Source organism: Kitasatospora sp. NPDC127067 (assembly GCF_042724755.1).
Classification (GTDB): domain Bacteria; phylum Actinomycetota; class Actinomycetes; order Streptomycetales; family Streptomycetaceae; genus Kitasatospora; species Kitasatospora lactacystinica.
This window is the reverse complement of the sequence record NZ_JBHXEM010000050.1, coordinates 1-16459: the sequence shown is the minus strand read 5'-3', so window position 1 is coordinate 16459 and position 16459 is coordinate 1. Positions and strand designations below refer to the sequence as shown.

Genomic DNA, 16459 nt, shown 5'->3' with positions numbered 1-16459 from the left:
GGCCTGGCCGACTTCTCACGCCGAACTGCTGTGCGCGGGGCCGGCTTCGGGCGGCCTCTACGCGCATAGATTCGGGTCGTGGGGTGTGGGGGAGTCGGGCTGGCCGGATTTTGGCGCGGGGCCAACTTTGGGCGTGCGGGAAGTCGGCGGGGTCGGCATTCCTGGGGGCGCGCGGCTTCGGCCTCGTGAGTGCGTGAGAAGTCGATCTGGTCGACTTCTCACGCGGGGGTGATGGCCCGGACTGGCTCGTTGCTCACATGATCTTGGAATCGAAAAGTCGGCGCGGCCGATTTTCCGGTGCGGGGATTGCGGGAGGCCGGGCGGGGTGCGGCGGCCGTGCCTGGGTGGTACCTCCGGTGCCTGTGGGGCGAGTGGGTCGGCGGTGGTGCGCGCGCAGGAAGTCGGCCGAGCCGACTTCCTGCGCGCAGGTGGGGCCTGGTGCCCCCGTTAGGCGACGGCTTGACGGCGCCAGCGGCGGTAGGCGGGTTCCAGGCCGGACAGGATGGTGTCGAAGCGGCGGGTGCTGGTGGTGGAGTCGACCTGGAGGCGGCTGATCTGGAGGGGATGGGAGGGGAGCCGGGGGCCCAGGCGGTGGTCGGAGAGGAATCCGAGGCGGTAGCCGAGCTCCTGCAGAACGGTTTCAGCACGGACGTCGTGGCCGCCGTCCGGGTAGGCGAAGGCGATCGGTGGTTCGCCCAGCCAGTGGGTGAGGGCCTCGTGGGCACCGGTGATCTCGGTGCGCACGGTGTCGTCGTCGCAGCGTCCGAGGCACGGGTGCCCCTGGGTGTGGTTGCCGATGGCGACGCCCCCGTCCCGCAGGGCGAGCAGGTCGGCCGGGGTCAGCTGCTCCTGGCGGGGCGGCCGGCGGTCGGCGCTGACCCGCAGCTCGTGCAGGCTGCGCCGGCGGTCCGGGTCCGGCATGGCCTTGAGTCGCCGGAGCAGTTGGGACGGGTGTCCGCAGTCGAGCGAGCGGGCCCGGCCCCCGTGCCGGGCCAGGAAGTCGGCTTCGTGCCACCAGAACGGCCGCTCGGTGCCGATGAGCTCCGAGATGACGAACGCGGTGGCCGGAATGCCCCGGGCGTCGAGGGCCGGCAGGGCGTGGGTGAGCACGCTCCGGTCGGCGTCGTCGAAGGTGACCAGGACGCTCCTGGGCGGCAGCGGCCGCCGCTCGGTGACGGCCTGGAGGACCGCGCCGAGCGAGACGGGTGTCGCGAGCCGCTGGAGCCGGTCGAGCTGGGCGCCGAAGGAGTGGTGGTCGGTCACCCCGTGGTAGGCGAGTACGGCGAGTCGCTGGGCGGCCAGGGCCCGGAACAGCGGCTGGACGGGGGCGAACCGCAGCCATTCGCCCCGAGCGTCCTGCTGTTCCGTGCCGCCGGCCGCCCGGTGACGGCCCCCGCCGTCCCAGTGCCCGCCGTGACGGCCCCCGCCGTGACGGCCCCCGCCGTCCCGGTGCCCGGCATCCCGGTGTCCGGCATCCCGGTGTCCGCCGGGCCGAGGCTCGCGATGCCGAGGCTCGCCGTGTCGATGGTCGCCCTGAAGAAGCTCACTGCGCAGAAGCTCACTGTGCAGAAGTTCGCCGTGCAGAAGTTCGCCGTGGAGCAGCCCGCCGTGCAGACGGTCGGCGGGCCGTCCGGTGGGCGGGGGCAGCGCGCGAAGGCCGGGTGCCGGCCGGGCGCGGGCCGTGGAGATCGATGTACTGGACTGGGACTGCGGCACGGTTCCCCCTCGTTCGCCGAGCGGCGTGGCGGTACCGCCGGAGGACGGAGCCCGGCCTCCGACTCCAGGGGCGGCGGCTCCGCTCCTGGATATTCCTGTTCTCGGTGGGGGTTCACGCCCACCCTCGAACGGCTCCTGGATCACTCAATGCCATTGAGACCGCTGTACCGGACCGATGGTTGTACCGGGGGGACGAGGATTTTTCGTGGACTGATTGTGGAGCCGGAATGCCCGCGCCGACGTCTCGGGCACACCTCGCGGCGATCTCGGTGGGCCCCTGACCAGCCCGGATTCTCCGGTTGCAGAGGGTGTTCGACCCTTCACTCCCTGCGGGCTGCCACTCGCCCCGCCCCGGGGTACCTTGGGCTCATGGCAGATGCGGACCGTGATCCCTTCCATCTCCACGGGGCCTCCCGAATGGCTCGCGCGTGCAGTGGCGGAGCGCTGGTCACCCACCAGCTCCCGCTGGCCGTGGTGGGCCTGGCCTGCCTGGTGCTCGGCATCGCCGTGGCCGTGTTCGTGCCGGACAGTGACGGGCCGGCCTGGGCGATGGCGGTGGCCGGCTGTCTGGCCGCCGGTGTCCTGCTGCTGGGCCGGATCGCGTTCGGCGTGTTCCGCGACCGTCGCCGCGCCGTGCTCTGACGGTTCCCGGCCGGGGTGCCGGTCGTACGGCAGGCGGGTTCCGTCCGGGCGTCGCCCCCACCCGTTATGTCGATCGCTCTCGGCATTTCGAAACGGCCGATCGAGCGAAATTGGTCAGACCGACTGAATATCGTCCAGTCTGACAATCTAGGGTCCTCTTCTTTCACCATTCCCGGACAACGGCTTCATCCCACCTCTACTGTGAATGCGTTCTTCCGGCTCGACTCGAAGCGCCGCGGAGGGGGAGCGATGGGCGGCAGACCGGATCGTGCCGTGGCCGCCTCATGAGACGCGCCGGCGACCTCGCCGTCGCCGCCCTGGCCGCGGTCGTCGCGCTGCCGCTGGCCCTGCTGATCGCCGTCCTGCTCCGCTGCTCCGCCGGCGGCCCGGTGCTCCAGCGGCAGACGCGGACCGGACGGCACGGCCGCGAGTTCCAGATCCTGCGCTTCCGGACGGGCGGGGACGGCCGGCTCACCACCCTGTTGCGCCGCACCGGCCTGGACGAGCTGCCCCGGCTGTGGAACGTGGTGCGCGGCGAGATGGGGGTGATCGGTCCCCGGCCGGCCAGCCCCGTCCAGGTCGTGGACTACTCCCGCCGGGAGCGCGGCCGACTCGCGGTGCGGCCCGGCCTCACCGGCTGGGCCCAACTGCACGCCCTGGACCGGGGCCGGACGCCCCGCCCGCTCAGCCGTCCCGAGTGGGCCGAACTCGACCTCTGGTACGTCGAGCACCGCTCGCTCGGGCTGGACCTGCACATCCTCGGGCTCACCGTGCTCGCTCTGCTGCGGCCCGACACCGGCCGGGCGCACCGGGTCGGCCCGGAGCCGCCCCGATAGGCTGCGGTTCATGGCCATTCCCCCTTTCCTCGCCGAACTCCGCGCCATCGTGGGTACCCGTCCGCTCTGGCTCAGCGCCGTCGTCGCCGTCGTGCTGGACGACCGCGACCGGGTGCTGCTGGCCCGCCGGGCCGACGACGGCCGGTGGGCGCCGGTCGGAGGCATCCTCGACCCGGGCGAGCAGCCCGCCGACGGCGTGGTGCGCGAGTGCGAGGAGGAGACCGGGGTGGTGGTCGTGCCCGAGCTGCTCGCCTCCGTCACGGTCTCGCCGCAGGTCACGTACCCGAACGGCGATGTGACGCAGTACCTGGTGCTGACCTTCCGCTGCCGCGCGGTCGGCGGCGAGGCGCGGGTGAACGACGACGAGTCGCTGGACGTCGGCTGGTTCGGGTTGGACGAGCTGCCGCCGATGATCGAGACCGAGCACGAACGGCTGCGCCACGCGCTGGAGTGCGAGGGGCCGGCGGTCTTCACCTGGGAGGGCAAGGAACGCCCCTGAGCCCGAGCGGCCCACCGGCCGCCGCATCAGGGACGCCCGCCGCACCCGCCGCACCCGCCGAGCCGGCCGCACCCGCCTAGCCGGCCGCGCCCGCCCGACCCACCGGGCCCCGCCCGGGCGAGGTCAGCCCTTGTACTGCCGGTAGGCCTCCTCCGCCGCGTCCAGCACCGCGGCCAGGTCCCCGCCCGCCGTGGCGGTCGCGGTGGCGGCCACCGCGCCCTCGACGAACGGGGCGTTGGCGAACCTGACGGGGAACGGCAGTCCGTGCTCGTCCGCGTCGGACAGCAGCGCGCGGACGGTGGTGACCGCCCCGCCCAGGTCGGCGAGCACCACCACGCCGTGGCCCTGGTCCACCCGTCGGGTCGCGGCGGCGACCAGGACGGCGCTGATGCCCGGTCCGTCCGACGGATCGCCGCCGGTGGCGGCGACCGGTGCGGGGGAGTCGGATCCGGTCAACGCGAGCGCGAGGGAACGTACGGCGGTGGCCAGTTCCTGGCTGTGCGAGACCAGGACGATCCCGACCCGCCCGTGCACGGCGGGCCGGGCGGGGGTCGGTCGGGGCAACGAGGTGGGCGAGGGGGGCGTACGGGGTGCCGGGGGGTGGGCCGAGGGGGCGTCGGAGATGGGGATGACGTCGGCGCGGGTGCCGTCCCGGCGGCTCATCGGCTGCTCCCTTGAGCGGATCGTTGGGTGGACCGGTGGATGGATCATTGGGCGGGTCGTTGGGCGGGCCGGTGGGCGGGGCCGGTGAATGGATCGGCGTCCGGATCGATGGCTGAATCGTTCGAGTGGTGCGGGCCGGCGGGGCGGTCGGGCGGCGCCCTTGCAGCACTCTGGCAGCTGCCCGCCGCCCCCGCCGGTCGGGACACGCCTCGACCCGTCCTCCGGCGGTGTCCGTCCCCGCCCGGAGGAGTCCTCGTCAACCCGCTGACCGGGGCCGGGCGGTGTGGCTAGGCTGGTTCCGGAACGACGTCGGGAGGAGATCGGTCAGTGGGATCCAGCAGCGGGACGAATACGGAGGCCGGCGTGGCGCGGCCGGAGTTGGCGCCGAACGGGAAGCCCAGGGTGGACTTCACCGGGGCGGAGTGGCTGTGCAGCAGTCAGGGCGTCGGGGACGTGCAGATCGCCTTCGTGGACGGCTACATCGGGATGCGGGACGGCCGTCAGGAGGACGGGCCGGTCCTGGTCTTCACGCCGGGCGAGTGGCGGGCCTTCGTGCTCGGCGCCCGGGACGGCGAGTTCGACCTCACCTGAGGCGGCGTGCCGGGCGGTTCACAGCGGGAGCGGACCCCCGATCGACGGGGGTCCGCTCCGCAGACGATCTTTCGGGTCCGAACATCACAAGTGATGATCCATTGAGCGTGCCCCGTCAGAATTTCTGTTGACTGTTAGACAAACGCAGCTCAGAGTATGAGCACGGGCAGACGCCGTGCCCACCGCCCCCACGCGGCCAGACACGGCGCCTGCTGTGCGGCCCGGCACTACTGCCAGGCCATCCTCCCAGTCATCCCCTGCGCACCGGGGTGCGTCGGCCGGTCCCGGCCCCATGAGGGGCCGGCAGTCGCCGGGAGGTTGGCGCCGACGCCGAGAGCGACTCGGATGACGGCACCGATGCTCGGGACCCGCACGCCCCCACGCGGCGGCGTCCCGAGCAGATCCACGGGAGCGACGGGCCGGGGCCCCGCGGATCTGGCTTGTGATGCATGGAACTGTTGGCTTGTGTGTTCGTGCTGTGTGCGACGACGAAGCTGGGTGCTCGGCGGTTCGGCACGACAAGTGCACAGTGAGGGAAACGCGTGTAGGGCCGCGTTGCGACATGCCGTCCCCCCGAAGGGTGAAACCCAGAACGGCTGTCGTGCTGAACCGAACGTAGCCCGGACGGTTGCTCAGAGTCAACATTGGTCTCTGAGCGTCGATCTCCCGCTCGTCCCCCGGCGGCGCCCCACCCACCTCGCGAGCGTGGTCTGCCGGACACGTACGATGTTCCCATGTCTTTTCTCCGCCGTCGCTCCGGACAGCCCGCCGGCCCGGACTTCGACGTGCTCGCGATGGACCCGGGTGACTGGCCCGGTGACTTCGGTGCGGCCATGATGACCGGCCCGGACGGCTCCTGCCAGGGGATTTTCCTGCGCTACGACCTGTTCGGCGGCAGAGGCCCGGCGATGTTCATCGGCAACCTCCCCGAGGGTTCGCCCGCCCGGGAGACCGGCGACGACGTGCCCTTCGAGGTGCGGCAGCTGCTCGCGGCGCTGGAGAACGACGAGCCGGTCGAGTTCGTCTCGGCCGAGGACTTCCCGGTGATGCTCGGGGACGACCTGCTGATCGTGAAGAAGGTCAAGGTCAGCGAGGAACGCGTGTTCTGCGCCCAGTTCGGCCGCAGCGACGGCGTCCTGGTCACCATCGCGTCCTGGGACCGACCGATTTCGGACGACCTGTATCAGCTGCTGAAGCCGCTTCCCGCGGACATGTTCCAGCAGGGCTGATCCCGGCGGGGCCGGCCGGTCCCGCCCGGGGGCGGACGCTGCTTGACGGTATCGATCAACGGTTCGTACAGTCGCGAACATGCCGTGCCGTCTCCCGCTGCTGACCCGTCGCAGGCATCTGGACCTGCGGCGCACCGCCAGCGCGGCGTGTCCGGGCCGCTGAGGGGGGATTCGTCCCCCGGCGGCGGGCGGTCGGCCGGGTGTCCGGTCGGCGCCGACACCAGGGGGCGGGCCGTGAGCCGGCCTCCGGGGCCGCCAGTCGGTACCGCGCGCCCGTACGGCGTGCCGCCCGCATTCGCCGAGCCCACGCTGCCGCCCGGAGGCACCGCATCATGACGACCCGCACCGTCAACCGTTCGACCGTCGATCGTGCGTCCGAGGGCGCTCCCGCCGGACGCCGTTCCCGGACCGCCCCGCGAACGGCGGATTCCGACCGGTCCGATTCCGGCCATCTCGAATCCACCGGTTCCACACCCACCGGTTCCGCCGCTTCCGGCTCGGCGTCCGCCGCTTCCGCCGCCCCCGCTGCTTCCGCGTCCGCCGCCACCGACCCCGACCCCGTGCCCGACCGCACCGGGATCGAGGCCGCTCTCGCCGGGCTGCCCCGGGTGGTCGACCTGCTGGCCGCCCGCGCCGAGGAGCACGACCGCGACGCGACCTTCCCCTACCAGGGGATCGAGGCGGTCCACGAGGCCGGGCTGCTCACCCTCACCGTCTCCGCGCGGTACGGCGGTCCGGGCGGAACGCTCGCCGACACCGTCCGGGTGCTGTCCCAACTCGGCCGCGGCGACGCCTCGGTGGCCGTTGTCACCGCCTTCACCCTGCTCCGGCACGCCGAGCAGGCCCGCCGCGCCGACTGGCCGACGGCCGGCTACCGGCGGCTGCTCACCGAGTCCCGGCGCGGCCCGGTGCTGATCAACACCCTGCGGGCGGAGCCCGGGGCCGTCGTGGGCGAGCTGCCCGCCACGGTCGCCCGACGGGACGGCGACGGCTGGCTGCTGACGGGCCGGAAGACGTACTGCACCGGCGCCGAGGCGCTCGCCTGGATGGCGGTCACCGCGCGGACCGACGAGGAGGAGCCGAGGGTCGGCACCTTCCTGGTCCGCGGGGAGAGCGAGGGTCTGGAGATCGACCCGACCTGGGACCAGCTCGGCCTGCGGGCCAGCGCCAGCCACGATGTCGTACTGGACGGGGTCCGGGTGCCGGCCGACCTCGCGCTCGGCCTGACCACCGGCCGCCGGACGGCCCGTCAGGGCGTCGACGCCGAGGCCGAACTCTCCCTGGCCTGGCACGATCTGGCCCTCTCCGCGGTGGCGATCGGCGTCGCCCGGGCCGCCGAGGCCTGGCTGATCCGTTTCCTCAACCAGCGCACTCCGGCCAACCTGACCGAGCCGCTCGGCACCCTGCCGCGCTACCGGACCGCCCTCGGCGAGATCGAGGCCCAGCTGATCGGTGCCGAGGAACTGGTCGAGGGGCTGGCCTCCCGGGTGGACCGGGGCGAGCCGGAGGCGGTCGCCCGGACCGGTCCGGCCCACCTGCTGGCGACCCGGGCCGCGACGGCGGTGGTCCAGCAGGCCGTCGCCCTCACCGGCAACCCCGGCCTGAGCCGGCGTCACCCGCTGGAGCGCTACCTGCGGGACGTGCTCAGCAGCCGGGTGCACCTGGCCGCCGACGAGACCGTCCTGGAGGCCGTCGGCCGGGCCGCGCTGGAACGGGGCACCCGGCCGTAGCGCCCCGGCCCGGCGGTCGTTCCCGGGGCCATGACGTGCCCCGGCCCGGCGGCCGGGAGAGGCCCCCGACCTCCGCCCGGCGATGTCCGGGCCCCACCGCCGCGCCCCGTCCGCGCCGACCAGCGGGGCGAGCAGGGCAGGGCGGGCGGGCGGGACGGGGCGCGGCGGGACGGGCAGGGCGTCGGACCCCCGCGGCTCAGCGGGTCCCGACCGCGGCGCGGACGGCGCGGCGGGCGAGCGCCGCGTCGTCGTAGAGCCGGCGGATCATGATCCGCTGCTCCTCGCCGGCGCCCGGCACGTCGTACAGCCGGATCTCGCGCATGAGCACCAGCACCAGGTTCACCAGGAACGCGTCCCGGGCCATCGTGCCGCCGTTCTGGGCGAGTTGGCTGATCTGACGGCGTGCCGCGGTGTCCCCGGACAGGACGCTCCAGAGCACCGCCAGGTCGTAGCCGGGCAGGTACCAGCCGGCCTGCTCCCAGTCGACCAGCACCGGGCCGGACGGCGCCAGCAGCATGTTGCTGAGCAGGGCGTCGCCGTGGCAGAGCTGGAGCGGGGTGTGGCCGAGGCCGTGCAGCAGGCCGCGCAGGTCGCCGGCGTCCCGGTCGGTGAGCTGGCCCACCGAGTGGTAGCGGGCGATCTCCAACTGGTAGTCCAGGCGCGGCTGGAAGACGTCGGTCGGCGGCCGCCACAGGTTCAGCGTGCGGACCGCGGTGAGCAGCGCCCGCACCTCGCCCGGGGTGGGCGCGTTGACCGGGTGGCGCTCGCGGGCGGCCGGGCGCCCGGGGACGCGCTCCATGACCAGCACGCACCGGTCGTGGTCGGCCGCCACCAGCCGGGGCAGCCGCACCGGCGGGCGGTGCCGGACGAACGCCCGGTAGACCGCGACCTCGTGGTGGAAGTCGGCCACCAGCTGCTCGAAGTACTCACTCCGCACCGCCTGCGGCGCCAGGCACTTGGCGACCACCGGAGCCCGCCCGATGGTGCCCGCCACCAGGATGTGGCGGCTGCCCTCGCGCAGGACCTGGCGCGGGGTGAACGCGGGACATATCCGCGCGACACTGGCGAGCGCCGCCCGGACCGCCGGGGTCTGGAGCGCCGAGGGATCGATCCGCTCGGGGCCGCCGCCGGGCTGGCCGGGCCGCCGGGCTCGCAGCACCTGGCCGTCGGCCTGCCGGGCCAGCGGCATCCGGCCACCGGCCGGCATGGCGGTCTCGGGGGCGCGCAGCCCCAGCGCGGTACGGCCGGTGGGGCCCAGCGCCGTGCGGCCGGTCGGGACGACCCGGGTGTCCGTGGCCCGGCCCTCCGCGCCGCGCGGGGCCGCCGGACGGCTCGCCGGGGGCACCGCCCTCGGGCCGGTGCGGCCGGCGGCTGCGGCGGGGGGGCGCAGCGCGGGGCGGGTCGCGGTGGGCGTGGGGGTCGTCGCTGAGGAGTACATGGGCTGAGGGTGGTCCCTTCCGGTCCGTCGGCGGGTGTTGCCCCGCGGGGGCGGGGGAGGGCCGGTGCCGTGTGCTTCCTGGCGTGACGGCGGCCCTGCGGGTGGTGCGGTACGTCGGGTGGTGCGGTACGTCGGGTGGTGCGCGGGCGCCGGGCACGGACGCGGGGTCAGGAACCCCTGTTCGGCGGTGCTCCGGCCGTCCGCACCCTGGGGAATGCGGTCGGCCGGACTGCCGTGGCCGTGCCCGGCGCTCCCGCGCCACCCGGCCGCGCCACCCCCTCGGGTGAGGACCGGGAGCGCCCCGCGCCACCGTCGGGGGACAGCCCCGACGCTGGTGGGACGCCGCCCGACCCGGGGGGCGAGGTGGCGCACCCCTACAACACACCCGTCGGGCACTGGCTTAGTAGTCTGGCGGGCCCTGGCGAACGGTGGCGAATGCTCGCCCGGCACTTGCCCGAGCCTCTAGCCTCGGATCAGCCGAGGAACCTGGGGGCTTCATTGAGCAGGGAACCCAACACCCGACTGGCCGATCTGTTCGTCCTGACCGGATGGTCGAAGGGCGAGCTGGCGCGGCTGGTCAACCGTCGGGGTGCCGCGATGGGTCAGCTGCAGCTGTCCACCGACACGTCGAGGGTACGGCGTTGGATCGAGCAGGGGGAGATCCCGCGCGATCCGGTGCCGAGGGTGCTGGCGGCCGTGTTCACGGAGCGGCTCGGCCGTGTCGTCACCACTGAGGACCTCGGTCTGGAACGACACCGGCCCACCAGGTCCGGAGCGGACACGTCCGGAGCAGTCCCGTGGTCGCCGGATCGAACAGCCGCGGTCCTCACCGAGTTCACGGGAATGGACCTCATGCTGAACCGACGTGGATTGGTGGGCGCCGGAGCCGCGCTCACGGCCGGGGCGGTCATCGCCGACTCGCTGAAGGGCTGGCTGGGAGGGGACGCGGTCGCGTACGCGGCGTCCGTCCCCGGGCCGCGACAGGTGGTCACCGGGAGCGGAGCGCACCCGGTGGTGGACGTGTACGACGCGGGCCCGGTCGGGTTCGACGAGGTGGAGTCGCTGGAGCACTCGGTGCAGGTGTTCCGGGCCTGGGACGCCGCCCGCGGCGGCGGCTTGCAGCGCAAGGCGGTGGTCGGCCAACTGAACGAGGTCGGCGGGCTGTTGACGCACCGGCACGCACCGGCGGTCGAGCAGCGGCTGTGGCTGGTCGCGGCCAACCTGGCGGTGCTGGCGGGCTGGATGTCGCACGACGTGGGCCTGGAGCCCACCGCCCAGAAGTACTTCATGATGGCGGCGGACGCGGCCAAGGAGGCCGGCGACCGGCCGCGGGCGGGTGAGGCGATCTCCCGGGCCGCACGGCAGATGGTGCACCTGGGCCGGGCCGACGACGCGCTCGACCTGATGTCGGCGGCCAAGGCGGCCGGCGGGCGGCTGCTGCCCAGAACGCGCGCCATGCTCAATACCGTCGAGGCGTGGGCGCACGCGTCGATCGGGCACTCCCAGGACACCTACCGGCTGCTGGGGGAGGCCGAGGACCTGTTCGGCGAGGAGGCGTCGGAGCCGCCGCCCTCGTGGATGCAGGTGTTCGACGAAGCCGAACTGCGCGGTATGCAGGCCCTGGTGCTGCGCACGCTGTCGGAGCACGTCCCGGCGGCGGCCGCCGAGGCCCGTCGGCACGCGGAGCGGGTGATCACGCTGCGGGAGGGCACCGGGCAGCTGCGTTCGGCGTTGTTCGACCGGATCACCCTGGCGTCGGTGCACCTGATCACCGGGGAGCCGGACGCGGCACAGTTCCAGGCCAAGATGGTGCTGAACCTGATCGGCCAGAACTCCTCGCACCGGACCTGGGACCGGCTGCGGGAGATGTACCGGCTGACCGCGCAGTACCGGGGGCTGGCGGTGGTGGACGAACTGCGGGAGGAGCTGGGCCGGGAGCTGCGGGCGGCGGACGCCAAGAACCGGCGGCGGCTGACCTGACGGGCTCCCGGGCGGCCCCCGGCGGGTGCGCCCCGGGGACGCGGGCGCCCGTCCGTCGGAGTCAGAGCGGCGGGGCCGGGCGGAGCAGCATGTGCAGGGCGACCACGGTGCCGTCCGTGCCGAGGACGGGCTCGCTCGCGCACTCGACGCCGTCGTGCCGTCCGCAGGGGCGGCGGACCCGCAGGGTGCCGGCGGCGTGGCGGCCGTGCACCAGGGCGTCGGTCATCATCCGCCGCAGGAGCGGCCGGTCCGCTTCGGGGAGGCGGTCGGGCAGCCGGTCGAGGCTGAGCGGGCCGTGGTCCGGGTCGCAGCCGAGGAGGAGGTAGGTCTCCGGGCTCCAGTGGATCGCGTCGGTGAGCAGGTCCCATGCGGCGGAGCCGAGCAGACCGTCGTCGATCGCGCCGTGGCCGCCGCCGTTGTCCAGGTAGCGGCCGGACGGCTCCTGCGTGGTGCCGTCCACTCTGCCGTCCGTTCCGCTGCCGGCGTCGCCCGTGCCGTCGCCGGCACCGCTTCCGCCCGCGGTGCCGGGAACGTCCGCCGCGGTGCCGTGCACCGTGCCGCTCCCGCCCGTCGGGGCGCCGTCCACCGCGACGGCTCCCGGCGGGCGGGTGGCGCCTAAGGGCATGTTCATGGCGAACCCATCGCTCGGGTGCGGCCCGTGGGGTGCGGGCCGTTCGGACAGTGAGAAGACTGTCGCACAGCGTCGTCACCCTTGCGGGCGATTTGGACAGAACGCAGGCAAAATTCCTCTGGCATATGCCACTGTGGCCGGAGCCTTCGTCGCCCTGTGTGCGGACCGGGGCCCGAGGCGGTAACCTTCGGTGATTCCGGCGCCCGGGCGCCCACCGCAGTACCGACCAGAGACCCCGGCGACGGAAATCCCGTTGCCACTCCGACCGCCGCAACGGATGCTGACCTCATGTTCGAGCCAGTGATAGCACCCAGTGCCAGCCTCCTAGGCCTCCTTCAGCGAGGCCGTGGTGACGGGCAGCTCCACGCGCTGGCCGCCGACCGTGCCGAGGCCATCGCCGCGCTGGAGGAGTGCGTCACCAGGGACCCGCGAGCCGACTGGCAGGTCGAGAGCCGCTCCCTCTACTACGCCCGCATCTACATGGACCTGGAAGCCCCCCTCGAAGGCATCGAGGACCACCTCCACTCCGCCGAGGACCTGGTCACCGACGACGAGAGCCGCACCGGCCTCGCCCTTTCCGTCCTGGGCCACCTCGCCGCGTACGGCCGGCGCGACGCGCTGCTGATGCTGCGCGAGTACGCCGCCACCGGCGCCAACTGGTCCTGGGCCCTCGACGAGCTCGCCCTGCGGGACGACGACCGCGGCCTGCTGCTGCTCGGCACCGCCGTCCTGGACCACTTCGCGCCGGGCCCCGAGGGCGACGCCGAGCTGCGCGAGTTCATCCGCAACGCGTACGAGCCCCGGCCCTGGCGGCTGTGGGCGGCCTACCACCCCAGAGTGGCCGCGGCCAGCGAGCAGTCACCCTTCGACCTGTGGCAGCGCCAGATCAACCGCAGCGGCGTCACCCCCGGCTGGTCCACCGCCGACGTGCTGGCCTGGGCCGACCAGGGCGAGCTCGGCGGCCTCGGGGTCGGTGCCTTCCTCGGCCGCCCCGACGGCCGTGGGGAGCCCGCACGCGGCAGCGACGCGCCGTCCGGCCCCGACGCGGTGGACCGTCGCGCCGCCGCTGCCGCCCGCTGCCTGACCGCCGTGGTCCGGCCGGAGGACCGCCCGCTGCTGCTGGAAGCGGCGCGCGACGGCCTGCCCGGCGCGCGCCGGGCCGCCCTGCGCCACCTGGTCGAGCAGCGCGACCCGGCCGCCGTCGGGCTCATCGAGGCCGCCGCCGCGGACGTGGACGACCGGATCGTCCGGGCCGCGCTGGAACTGCTCGGCCGGATGCGCGGCCCCGAGGTGCTGGCCCACGCCCGGCGCTGGGCCGACCCGGCCAGCGGCGGCGCCGACAGCGCGCTCGGCGAGGCCGCCGTCCAGCTGCTCGCCGACGCCGGGGAGCCGGCCGACGCGCCGCTGGTGGTGGCCGGGCTGCGCCACTGGATCTCCGTGCGCGGGGTCAGCGGTACCGGGCTCGGGTCGCTGGTGGACGGTGCGGGGCGGCTGGCCGCCGCCGACGCCGTGCCGGTGCTGCGCCACATCTACGGCGAGGCCGCCTCCTCCGAGCTGCGCGGACGCGCCGCCCAGGCGCTGGCCGCGACCGACGTGCACTTCCCCGAGGGGCCCGCCGTCGAGTGCCTCTGGGACTGCGAGGAGTCCACGCGCGAGCTCGCCGCGCGCCACGTCGCCACCACGGGCGACGCGCGTGTGCTGGAGCGGTTGCGCAGGCTCGCCGCCGACCCGGCCGAGGAGGCCGAGGTCCACGCCGCCGTGCGCGGCCGACTGACCGCCGCCCGGGAGTTCGGGCGTTAGGGTCGGCCCACAACGTTCAGTGGGCCGGGACACCGACACGGTGTCCCGGCCCACTCGTTTCCGCGGGTCCTCGTACTGAAATCCGGTTCTACTTCACCGCGCCCGCGTCCGGGGTCAGCACGCCTCCGATGACCAGTCCGATGATCAGGACGCCGAGCAGGACCCGGTAGACCACGAACGGCATGAAGCTGTGGCTGGAGATGTACTTCAGGAACCAGGCGATCGCCGCGTAGCCGACCACGAAGGCGATCACGGTGGCCAGGATGGTCGGCCCCCAGGCCGGCGCCGGACCCTCACCGATCTTGAACAGCTCCAGCGCCCCGGAGGCGAGCACCGCCGGGATGGCGAGCAGGAACGAGTAGCGGGCGGCCGCCTCCCGGCTGTAGCCGAGCAGCAGGCCCGCGCTGATCGTGCCGCCGGAGCGGGACACGCCCGGGATCAGCGCCAGCGCCTGGGCGAAGCCGTAGATGCCCGCGTGCGGCAGCGTGAGGTCGGTGATCGGACGGGCGTGGCGGACGGCCCGGGTGCGGTCGGCGAAGGCCAGGACCAGGCCGAAGACGATCAGGGTGGTGCCGATGATCCGCAGGTCGCGCAGGTGGGTCTCGATGGTGTCCTGGAACAGCTTGCCCAGGATGCCGATCGGCAGGGTGCCGATGATCACGAACCAGCCCATCCGCGCGTCCGGGTCCGAGCGCAGCGCCGGCCGGAACAGGGACAGCGACCAGGTCTTGATGATCGAGGCGATGTCCCGGCGGAAGTAGATCAGCACCGCCGTCTCGGTGCCGAGCTGGGTGACGGCCGTGAAGGCCGCGCCCGGGTCGTCCCAGCCCAACAGGGCGGAGAAGACCCGCAGGTGGGCACTGGAGGAGATCGGCAGGAACTCGGTGAGCCCCTGGATCAGGCCGAGGACGGCCCCGTGGAACCAGTCGATCACCGGGCACCCGCCGGGGATATCCGTCGGGCGTGGGACAGGGGCGGCATGGGCGGGTCCTTGCGGGTCGGAAGGGCATGCGGGGCCGCCGTGCCCCGCCCGGCCCGCGGGCCGCGCGCGAGCCCGGCGCGCGGCTGATGGTACGGGGTGAAGGTGACGGTTCTTTGTTCACCCTTTGTCGCGGCTTTGCGCACAAGCCCGCCGCCGCTCCGGAACCCGCCCGGGGTGGGGTCCAGGGCGTGTCTGACACGTCCTAGAGCACCGGCCGGGCCCGGACCCAGGTGCGGTCCGCGGTCAGGTAGCGCTCGACCACCAGGTCGGCCTCTGCGAGCGCCCGCTCGAACGCCTCCGTGTCGAGCGGGCGGGACAGGAAGGTCTGCGTCCAGGTGCCGTCCGGGAAAACGTACTCGAAGCGCACGGAGTTGACGCCGTCGCCGACCGGCGTGGCCGAGACCAGCCGGGCCCGGGCGTCCGGGCCGATGGCGCTCTCCCGCGGCACGTTCCGGTGCCAGTCCTCGCCCTCGCGTTGCACCAGTACGCAGCCGTCCTCGGTGACGTGGCGGCGGCAGGTCTCCAGCAGGCCCCGGCGGACCGTCACGTCACCGGCGTGCACCAGGAAGGAGGCGAGCACGACGACGTCGAAGCGCTCGCCGAGGTCCAGCTCCTCGATCGGGCTGCGCACCGTGCGGACGTCCGCGCGGACCCGGGCCAGCATGTCGGGGGACTCGTCCACGGCCGTCACGGCGAAGCCGCGATCGGTCAGCGGGTGCGTCATCCGGCCGACGCCGCAACCGAGTTCGAGGATGCGCGCGCCGGGCGGCACCGCGGCCTCGATCACGTCCGGGGCGTCGCCCACGGGGAGCCGGCTCCACACCTCGACGGCGCAGCCGTCCGGGCTGATCGCACCCTCACCCGTTCCGTCGTAACCCGCGCGTCGTTCGTCTGCCATGCCCTTCATCGGAACACGGACGGGTGCACAGGGGAAGAGGGCGTCGGAACGGGATTGTCAGATACCCCAGGGGGGTATATGTTCGACAGTGACGGAGCGAGGGAAGCGGCGCCGAACGGGGCGCCGGGGCGCGTGGAGGACGACATGGCACACCCCGAGCAGCACCAGCGCAAGGAACACCAGGAGCAGGCCGACCGGCAGCACGCCGCTCACGAGCAGCATGAGCAGCACGAGCACCGCGGACACCACGAGCGACACGGGCACGACCATGTCGGCCACCAGGGCCACCGGGCCCACGGCGGCCACCACCAGGCCCACGGCGGTGGCGGAGCCGGCTGGCGGACGGCCGCGCAGGCGACCCTGCACTGCCTCACCGGGTGCGCCATCGGCGAGATCCTGGGCATGGTGCTCGGCACCGCCTTCGGCCTGCACAACGGCGCGACCGTGGTGCTCTCGATCCTGCTGGCCTTCGTCTTCGGTTACGCGCTGACCATGCGCGGCGTGCTGAAGGCCGGCCTCGACGTCGGCGCCGCGGTCAAGGTCGCGCTGGCCGCCGACACCGTCTCGATCCTGGTGATGGAGCTGATCGACAACACCGTGATGGTCACCGTCCCGGGGGCGATGGACGCGGGCCTCGGCGACCTGTTGTTCTGGGTGGCGCTGGCGGGTTCGCTGGCCCTGGCGTTCGCGCTGACCGTCCCGGTCAACAAGTGGATGATCGGCCGGGGGCGCGGCCACGCCGTGGTGCACGCCCACCACGGGCACTGATACCACCCCAGGGTATCGAAGCCTCTCGCCCGCGGCCCGCGCCGACCGTTCGACGG

The 16459-nt window shown here is 73.9% G+C and carries 16 protein-coding genes; 10 read left to right on the top strand and 6 right to left on the bottom strand.

The annotated features are described in order from the left end of the window. Positions 1–447 precede the first annotated feature (447 nt). A complete protein-coding gene (locus tag ACFWJ4_RS20860; protein WP_380545898.1) occupies positions 448–1263 on the bottom strand; it encodes a polysaccharide deacetylase family protein in 816 nt (271 codons plus the stop codon). A gap of 870 nt (positions 1264–2133) precedes the next feature. Between ACFWJ4_RS20860 and ACFWJ4_RS20855 the strand changes: the two genes are divergently transcribed. From ACFWJ4_RS20855 to ACFWJ4_RS20845, 3 genes are all read left to right on the top strand, one after another. Beyond that, positions 2134–2358, top strand: coding sequence for a hypothetical protein (locus ACFWJ4_RS20855; protein ID WP_359914598.1), 225 nt, complete (start codon positions 2134–2136; stop codon positions 2356–2358). A 284-nt stretch (positions 2359–2642) separates the two neighbouring features. Further along, complete coding sequence (locus tag ACFWJ4_RS20850; RefSeq protein WP_380545896.1) at positions 2643–3194, top strand: sugar transferase; 552 nt, start codon at positions 2643–2645, stop codon at positions 3192–3194. A 10-nt stretch (positions 3195–3204) separates the two neighbouring features. Beyond that, on the top strand, positions 3205–3693 hold the full coding sequence (locus tag ACFWJ4_RS20845) for an NUDIX domain-containing protein (RefSeq protein ID WP_359914604.1): 489 nt from the start codon (positions 3205–3207) through the stop codon (positions 3691–3693). A gap of 123 nt (positions 3694–3816) precedes the next feature. Here the strand turns inward: ACFWJ4_RS20845 and ACFWJ4_RS20840 are convergent, their stop codons facing one another. Next, the gene (locus tag ACFWJ4_RS20840) at positions 3817–4356 is read right to left on the bottom strand and encodes a PTS fructose transporter subunit IIA (protein ID WP_359914607.1); all 540 of its coding nucleotides are present in this window, start codon (positions 4354–4356) and stop codon (positions 3817–3819) included. A 363-nt stretch (positions 4357–4719) separates the two neighbouring features. Between ACFWJ4_RS20840 and ACFWJ4_RS20835 the strand changes: the two genes are divergently transcribed. From ACFWJ4_RS20835 to ACFWJ4_RS20820, 4 genes are all read left to right on the top strand, one after another. After that, positions 4720–4947, top strand: coding sequence for a DUF397 domain-containing protein (locus ACFWJ4_RS20835; RefSeq protein WP_359914630.1), 228 nt, complete (start codon positions 4720–4722; stop codon positions 4945–4947). Positions 4948–5681: 734 nt separating this feature from the next. After that, positions 5682–6176 carry a hypothetical protein gene (locus tag ACFWJ4_RS20830; RefSeq protein ID WP_030058989.1) on the top strand — a complete coding sequence of 165 codons (495 nt, stop codon included), beginning with the start codon at positions 5682–5684 and terminating at the stop codon, positions 6174–6176. Between the two features lie 79 nt (positions 6177–6255). Then, positions 6256–6339 carry a putative leader peptide gene (locus tag ACFWJ4_RS20825; RefSeq protein ID WP_350526312.1) on the top strand — a complete coding sequence of 28 codons (84 nt, stop codon included), beginning with the start codon at positions 6256–6258 and terminating at the stop codon, positions 6337–6339. A gap of 397 nt (positions 6340–6736) precedes the next feature. Then, positions 6737–7906 carry an acyl-CoA dehydrogenase family protein gene (locus ACFWJ4_RS20820; RefSeq protein WP_380545893.1) on the top strand — a complete coding sequence of 390 codons (1170 nt, stop codon included), beginning with the start codon at positions 6737–6739 and terminating at the stop codon, positions 7904–7906. A gap of 196 nt (positions 7907–8102) precedes the next feature. On the opposite strand, the gene ACFWJ4_RS20815 is transcribed toward ACFWJ4_RS20820, so the two are convergent. Further along, positions 8103–9113 (bottom strand): aminoglycoside phosphotransferase family protein, encoded by a 1011-nt coding sequence (locus ACFWJ4_RS20815; protein WP_359914633.1) that lies wholly within the window; start codon positions 9111–9113, stop codon positions 8103–8105. A 729-nt stretch (positions 9114–9842) separates the two neighbouring features. On the opposite strand from ACFWJ4_RS20815, the gene ACFWJ4_RS20810 reads away from it, so the two are divergent. Beyond that, positions 9843–11324: a hypothetical protein gene (locus tag ACFWJ4_RS20810; protein WP_380545891.1), complete on the top strand. Its 1482-nt coding sequence runs from the start codon at positions 9843–9845 to the stop codon at positions 11322–11324. 61 nt (positions 11325–11385) lie between these two features. Here the strand turns inward: ACFWJ4_RS20810 and ACFWJ4_RS20805 are convergent, their stop codons facing one another. Beyond that, entirely contained in the window at positions 11386–11955 is a 570-nt protein-coding gene (locus ACFWJ4_RS20805) for a hypothetical protein (RefSeq protein WP_380545889.1), read from the bottom strand. A gap of 288 nt (positions 11956–12243) precedes the next feature. Between ACFWJ4_RS20805 and ACFWJ4_RS20800 the strand changes: the two genes are divergently transcribed. Then, complete coding sequence (locus ACFWJ4_RS20800) at positions 12244–13755, top strand: HEAT repeat domain-containing protein (protein WP_380545887.1); 1512 nt, start codon at positions 12244–12246, stop codon at positions 13753–13755. An 88-nt stretch (positions 13756–13843) separates the two neighbouring features. On the opposite strand, the gene ACFWJ4_RS20795 is transcribed toward ACFWJ4_RS20800, so the two are convergent. Both ACFWJ4_RS20795 and ACFWJ4_RS20790 read right to left on the bottom strand, forming a co-directional pair. Continuing rightward, a complete protein-coding gene (locus ACFWJ4_RS20795; RefSeq protein WP_380353153.1) occupies positions 13844–14686 on the bottom strand; it encodes an undecaprenyl-diphosphate phosphatase in 843 nt (280 codons plus the stop codon). Between the two features lie 253 nt (positions 14687–14939). Beyond that, positions 14940–15635, bottom strand: a complete 696-nt coding sequence (locus ACFWJ4_RS20790; RefSeq protein ID WP_380545885.1) for a class I SAM-dependent methyltransferase — start codon at positions 15633–15635, stop codon at positions 14940–14942. A gap of 144 nt (positions 15636–15779) precedes the next feature. Here ACFWJ4_RS20790 and ACFWJ4_RS20785 point away from each other — a divergent pair, with 144 nt between their 5' ends. Continuing rightward, a complete protein-coding gene (locus ACFWJ4_RS20785; RefSeq protein WP_380545883.1) occupies positions 15780–16403 on the top strand; it encodes a DUF4396 domain-containing protein in 624 nt (207 codons plus the stop codon). Positions 16404–16459 lie beyond the last annotated feature (56 nt).

What these genes read in the sequence shown, in the direction of transcription:
- ACFWJ4_RS20855 (WP_359914598.1), top strand. Translation starts at nt 2,134, where the DNA reads ATGGCTCGCGCGTGCAGTGGCGGAGCGCTGGTCACCCACCAGCTCCCG.
- ACFWJ4_RS20850 (WP_380545896.1), top strand. Translation starts at nt 2,643, where the DNA reads ATGAGACGCGCCGGCGACCTCGCCGTCGCCGCCCTGGCCGCGGTCGTC.
- ACFWJ4_RS20845 (WP_359914604.1), top strand. Translation starts at nt 3,205, where the DNA reads ATGGCCATTCCCCCTTTCCTCGCCGAACTCCGCGCCATCGTGGGTACC.
- ACFWJ4_RS20840 (WP_359914607.1), bottom strand. Translation starts at nt 4,356, where the DNA reads ATGAGCCGCCGGGACGGCACCCGCGCCGACGTCATCCCCATCTCCGAC.
- ACFWJ4_RS20830 (WP_030058989.1), top strand. Translation starts at nt 5,682, where the DNA reads ATGTCTTTTCTCCGCCGTCGCTCCGGACAGCCCGCCGGCCCGGACTTC.
- ACFWJ4_RS20825 (WP_350526312.1), top strand. Translation starts at nt 6,256, where the DNA reads ATGCCGTGCCGTCTCCCGCTGCTGACCCGTCGCAGGCATCTGGACCTG.
- ACFWJ4_RS20815 (WP_359914633.1), bottom strand. Translation starts at nt 9,113, where the DNA reads ATGCCGGCCGGTGGCCGGATGCCGCTGGCCCGGCAGGCCGACGGCCAG.
- ACFWJ4_RS20805 (WP_380545889.1), bottom strand. Translation starts at nt 11,955, where the DNA reads ATGAACATGCCCTTAGGCGCCACCCGCCCGCCGGGAGCCGTCGCGGTG.
- ACFWJ4_RS20800 (WP_380545887.1), top strand. Translation starts at nt 12,244, where the DNA reads ATGTTCGAGCCAGTGATAGCACCCAGTGCCAGCCTCCTAGGCCTCCTT.
- ACFWJ4_RS20790 (WP_380545885.1), bottom strand. Translation starts at nt 15,635, where the DNA reads ATGGCAGACGAACGACGCGCGGGTTACGACGGAACGGGTGAGGGTGCG.
- ACFWJ4_RS20785 (WP_380545883.1), top strand. Translation starts at nt 15,780, where the DNA reads ATGGCACACCCCGAGCAGCACCAGCGCAAGGAACACCAGGAGCAGGCC.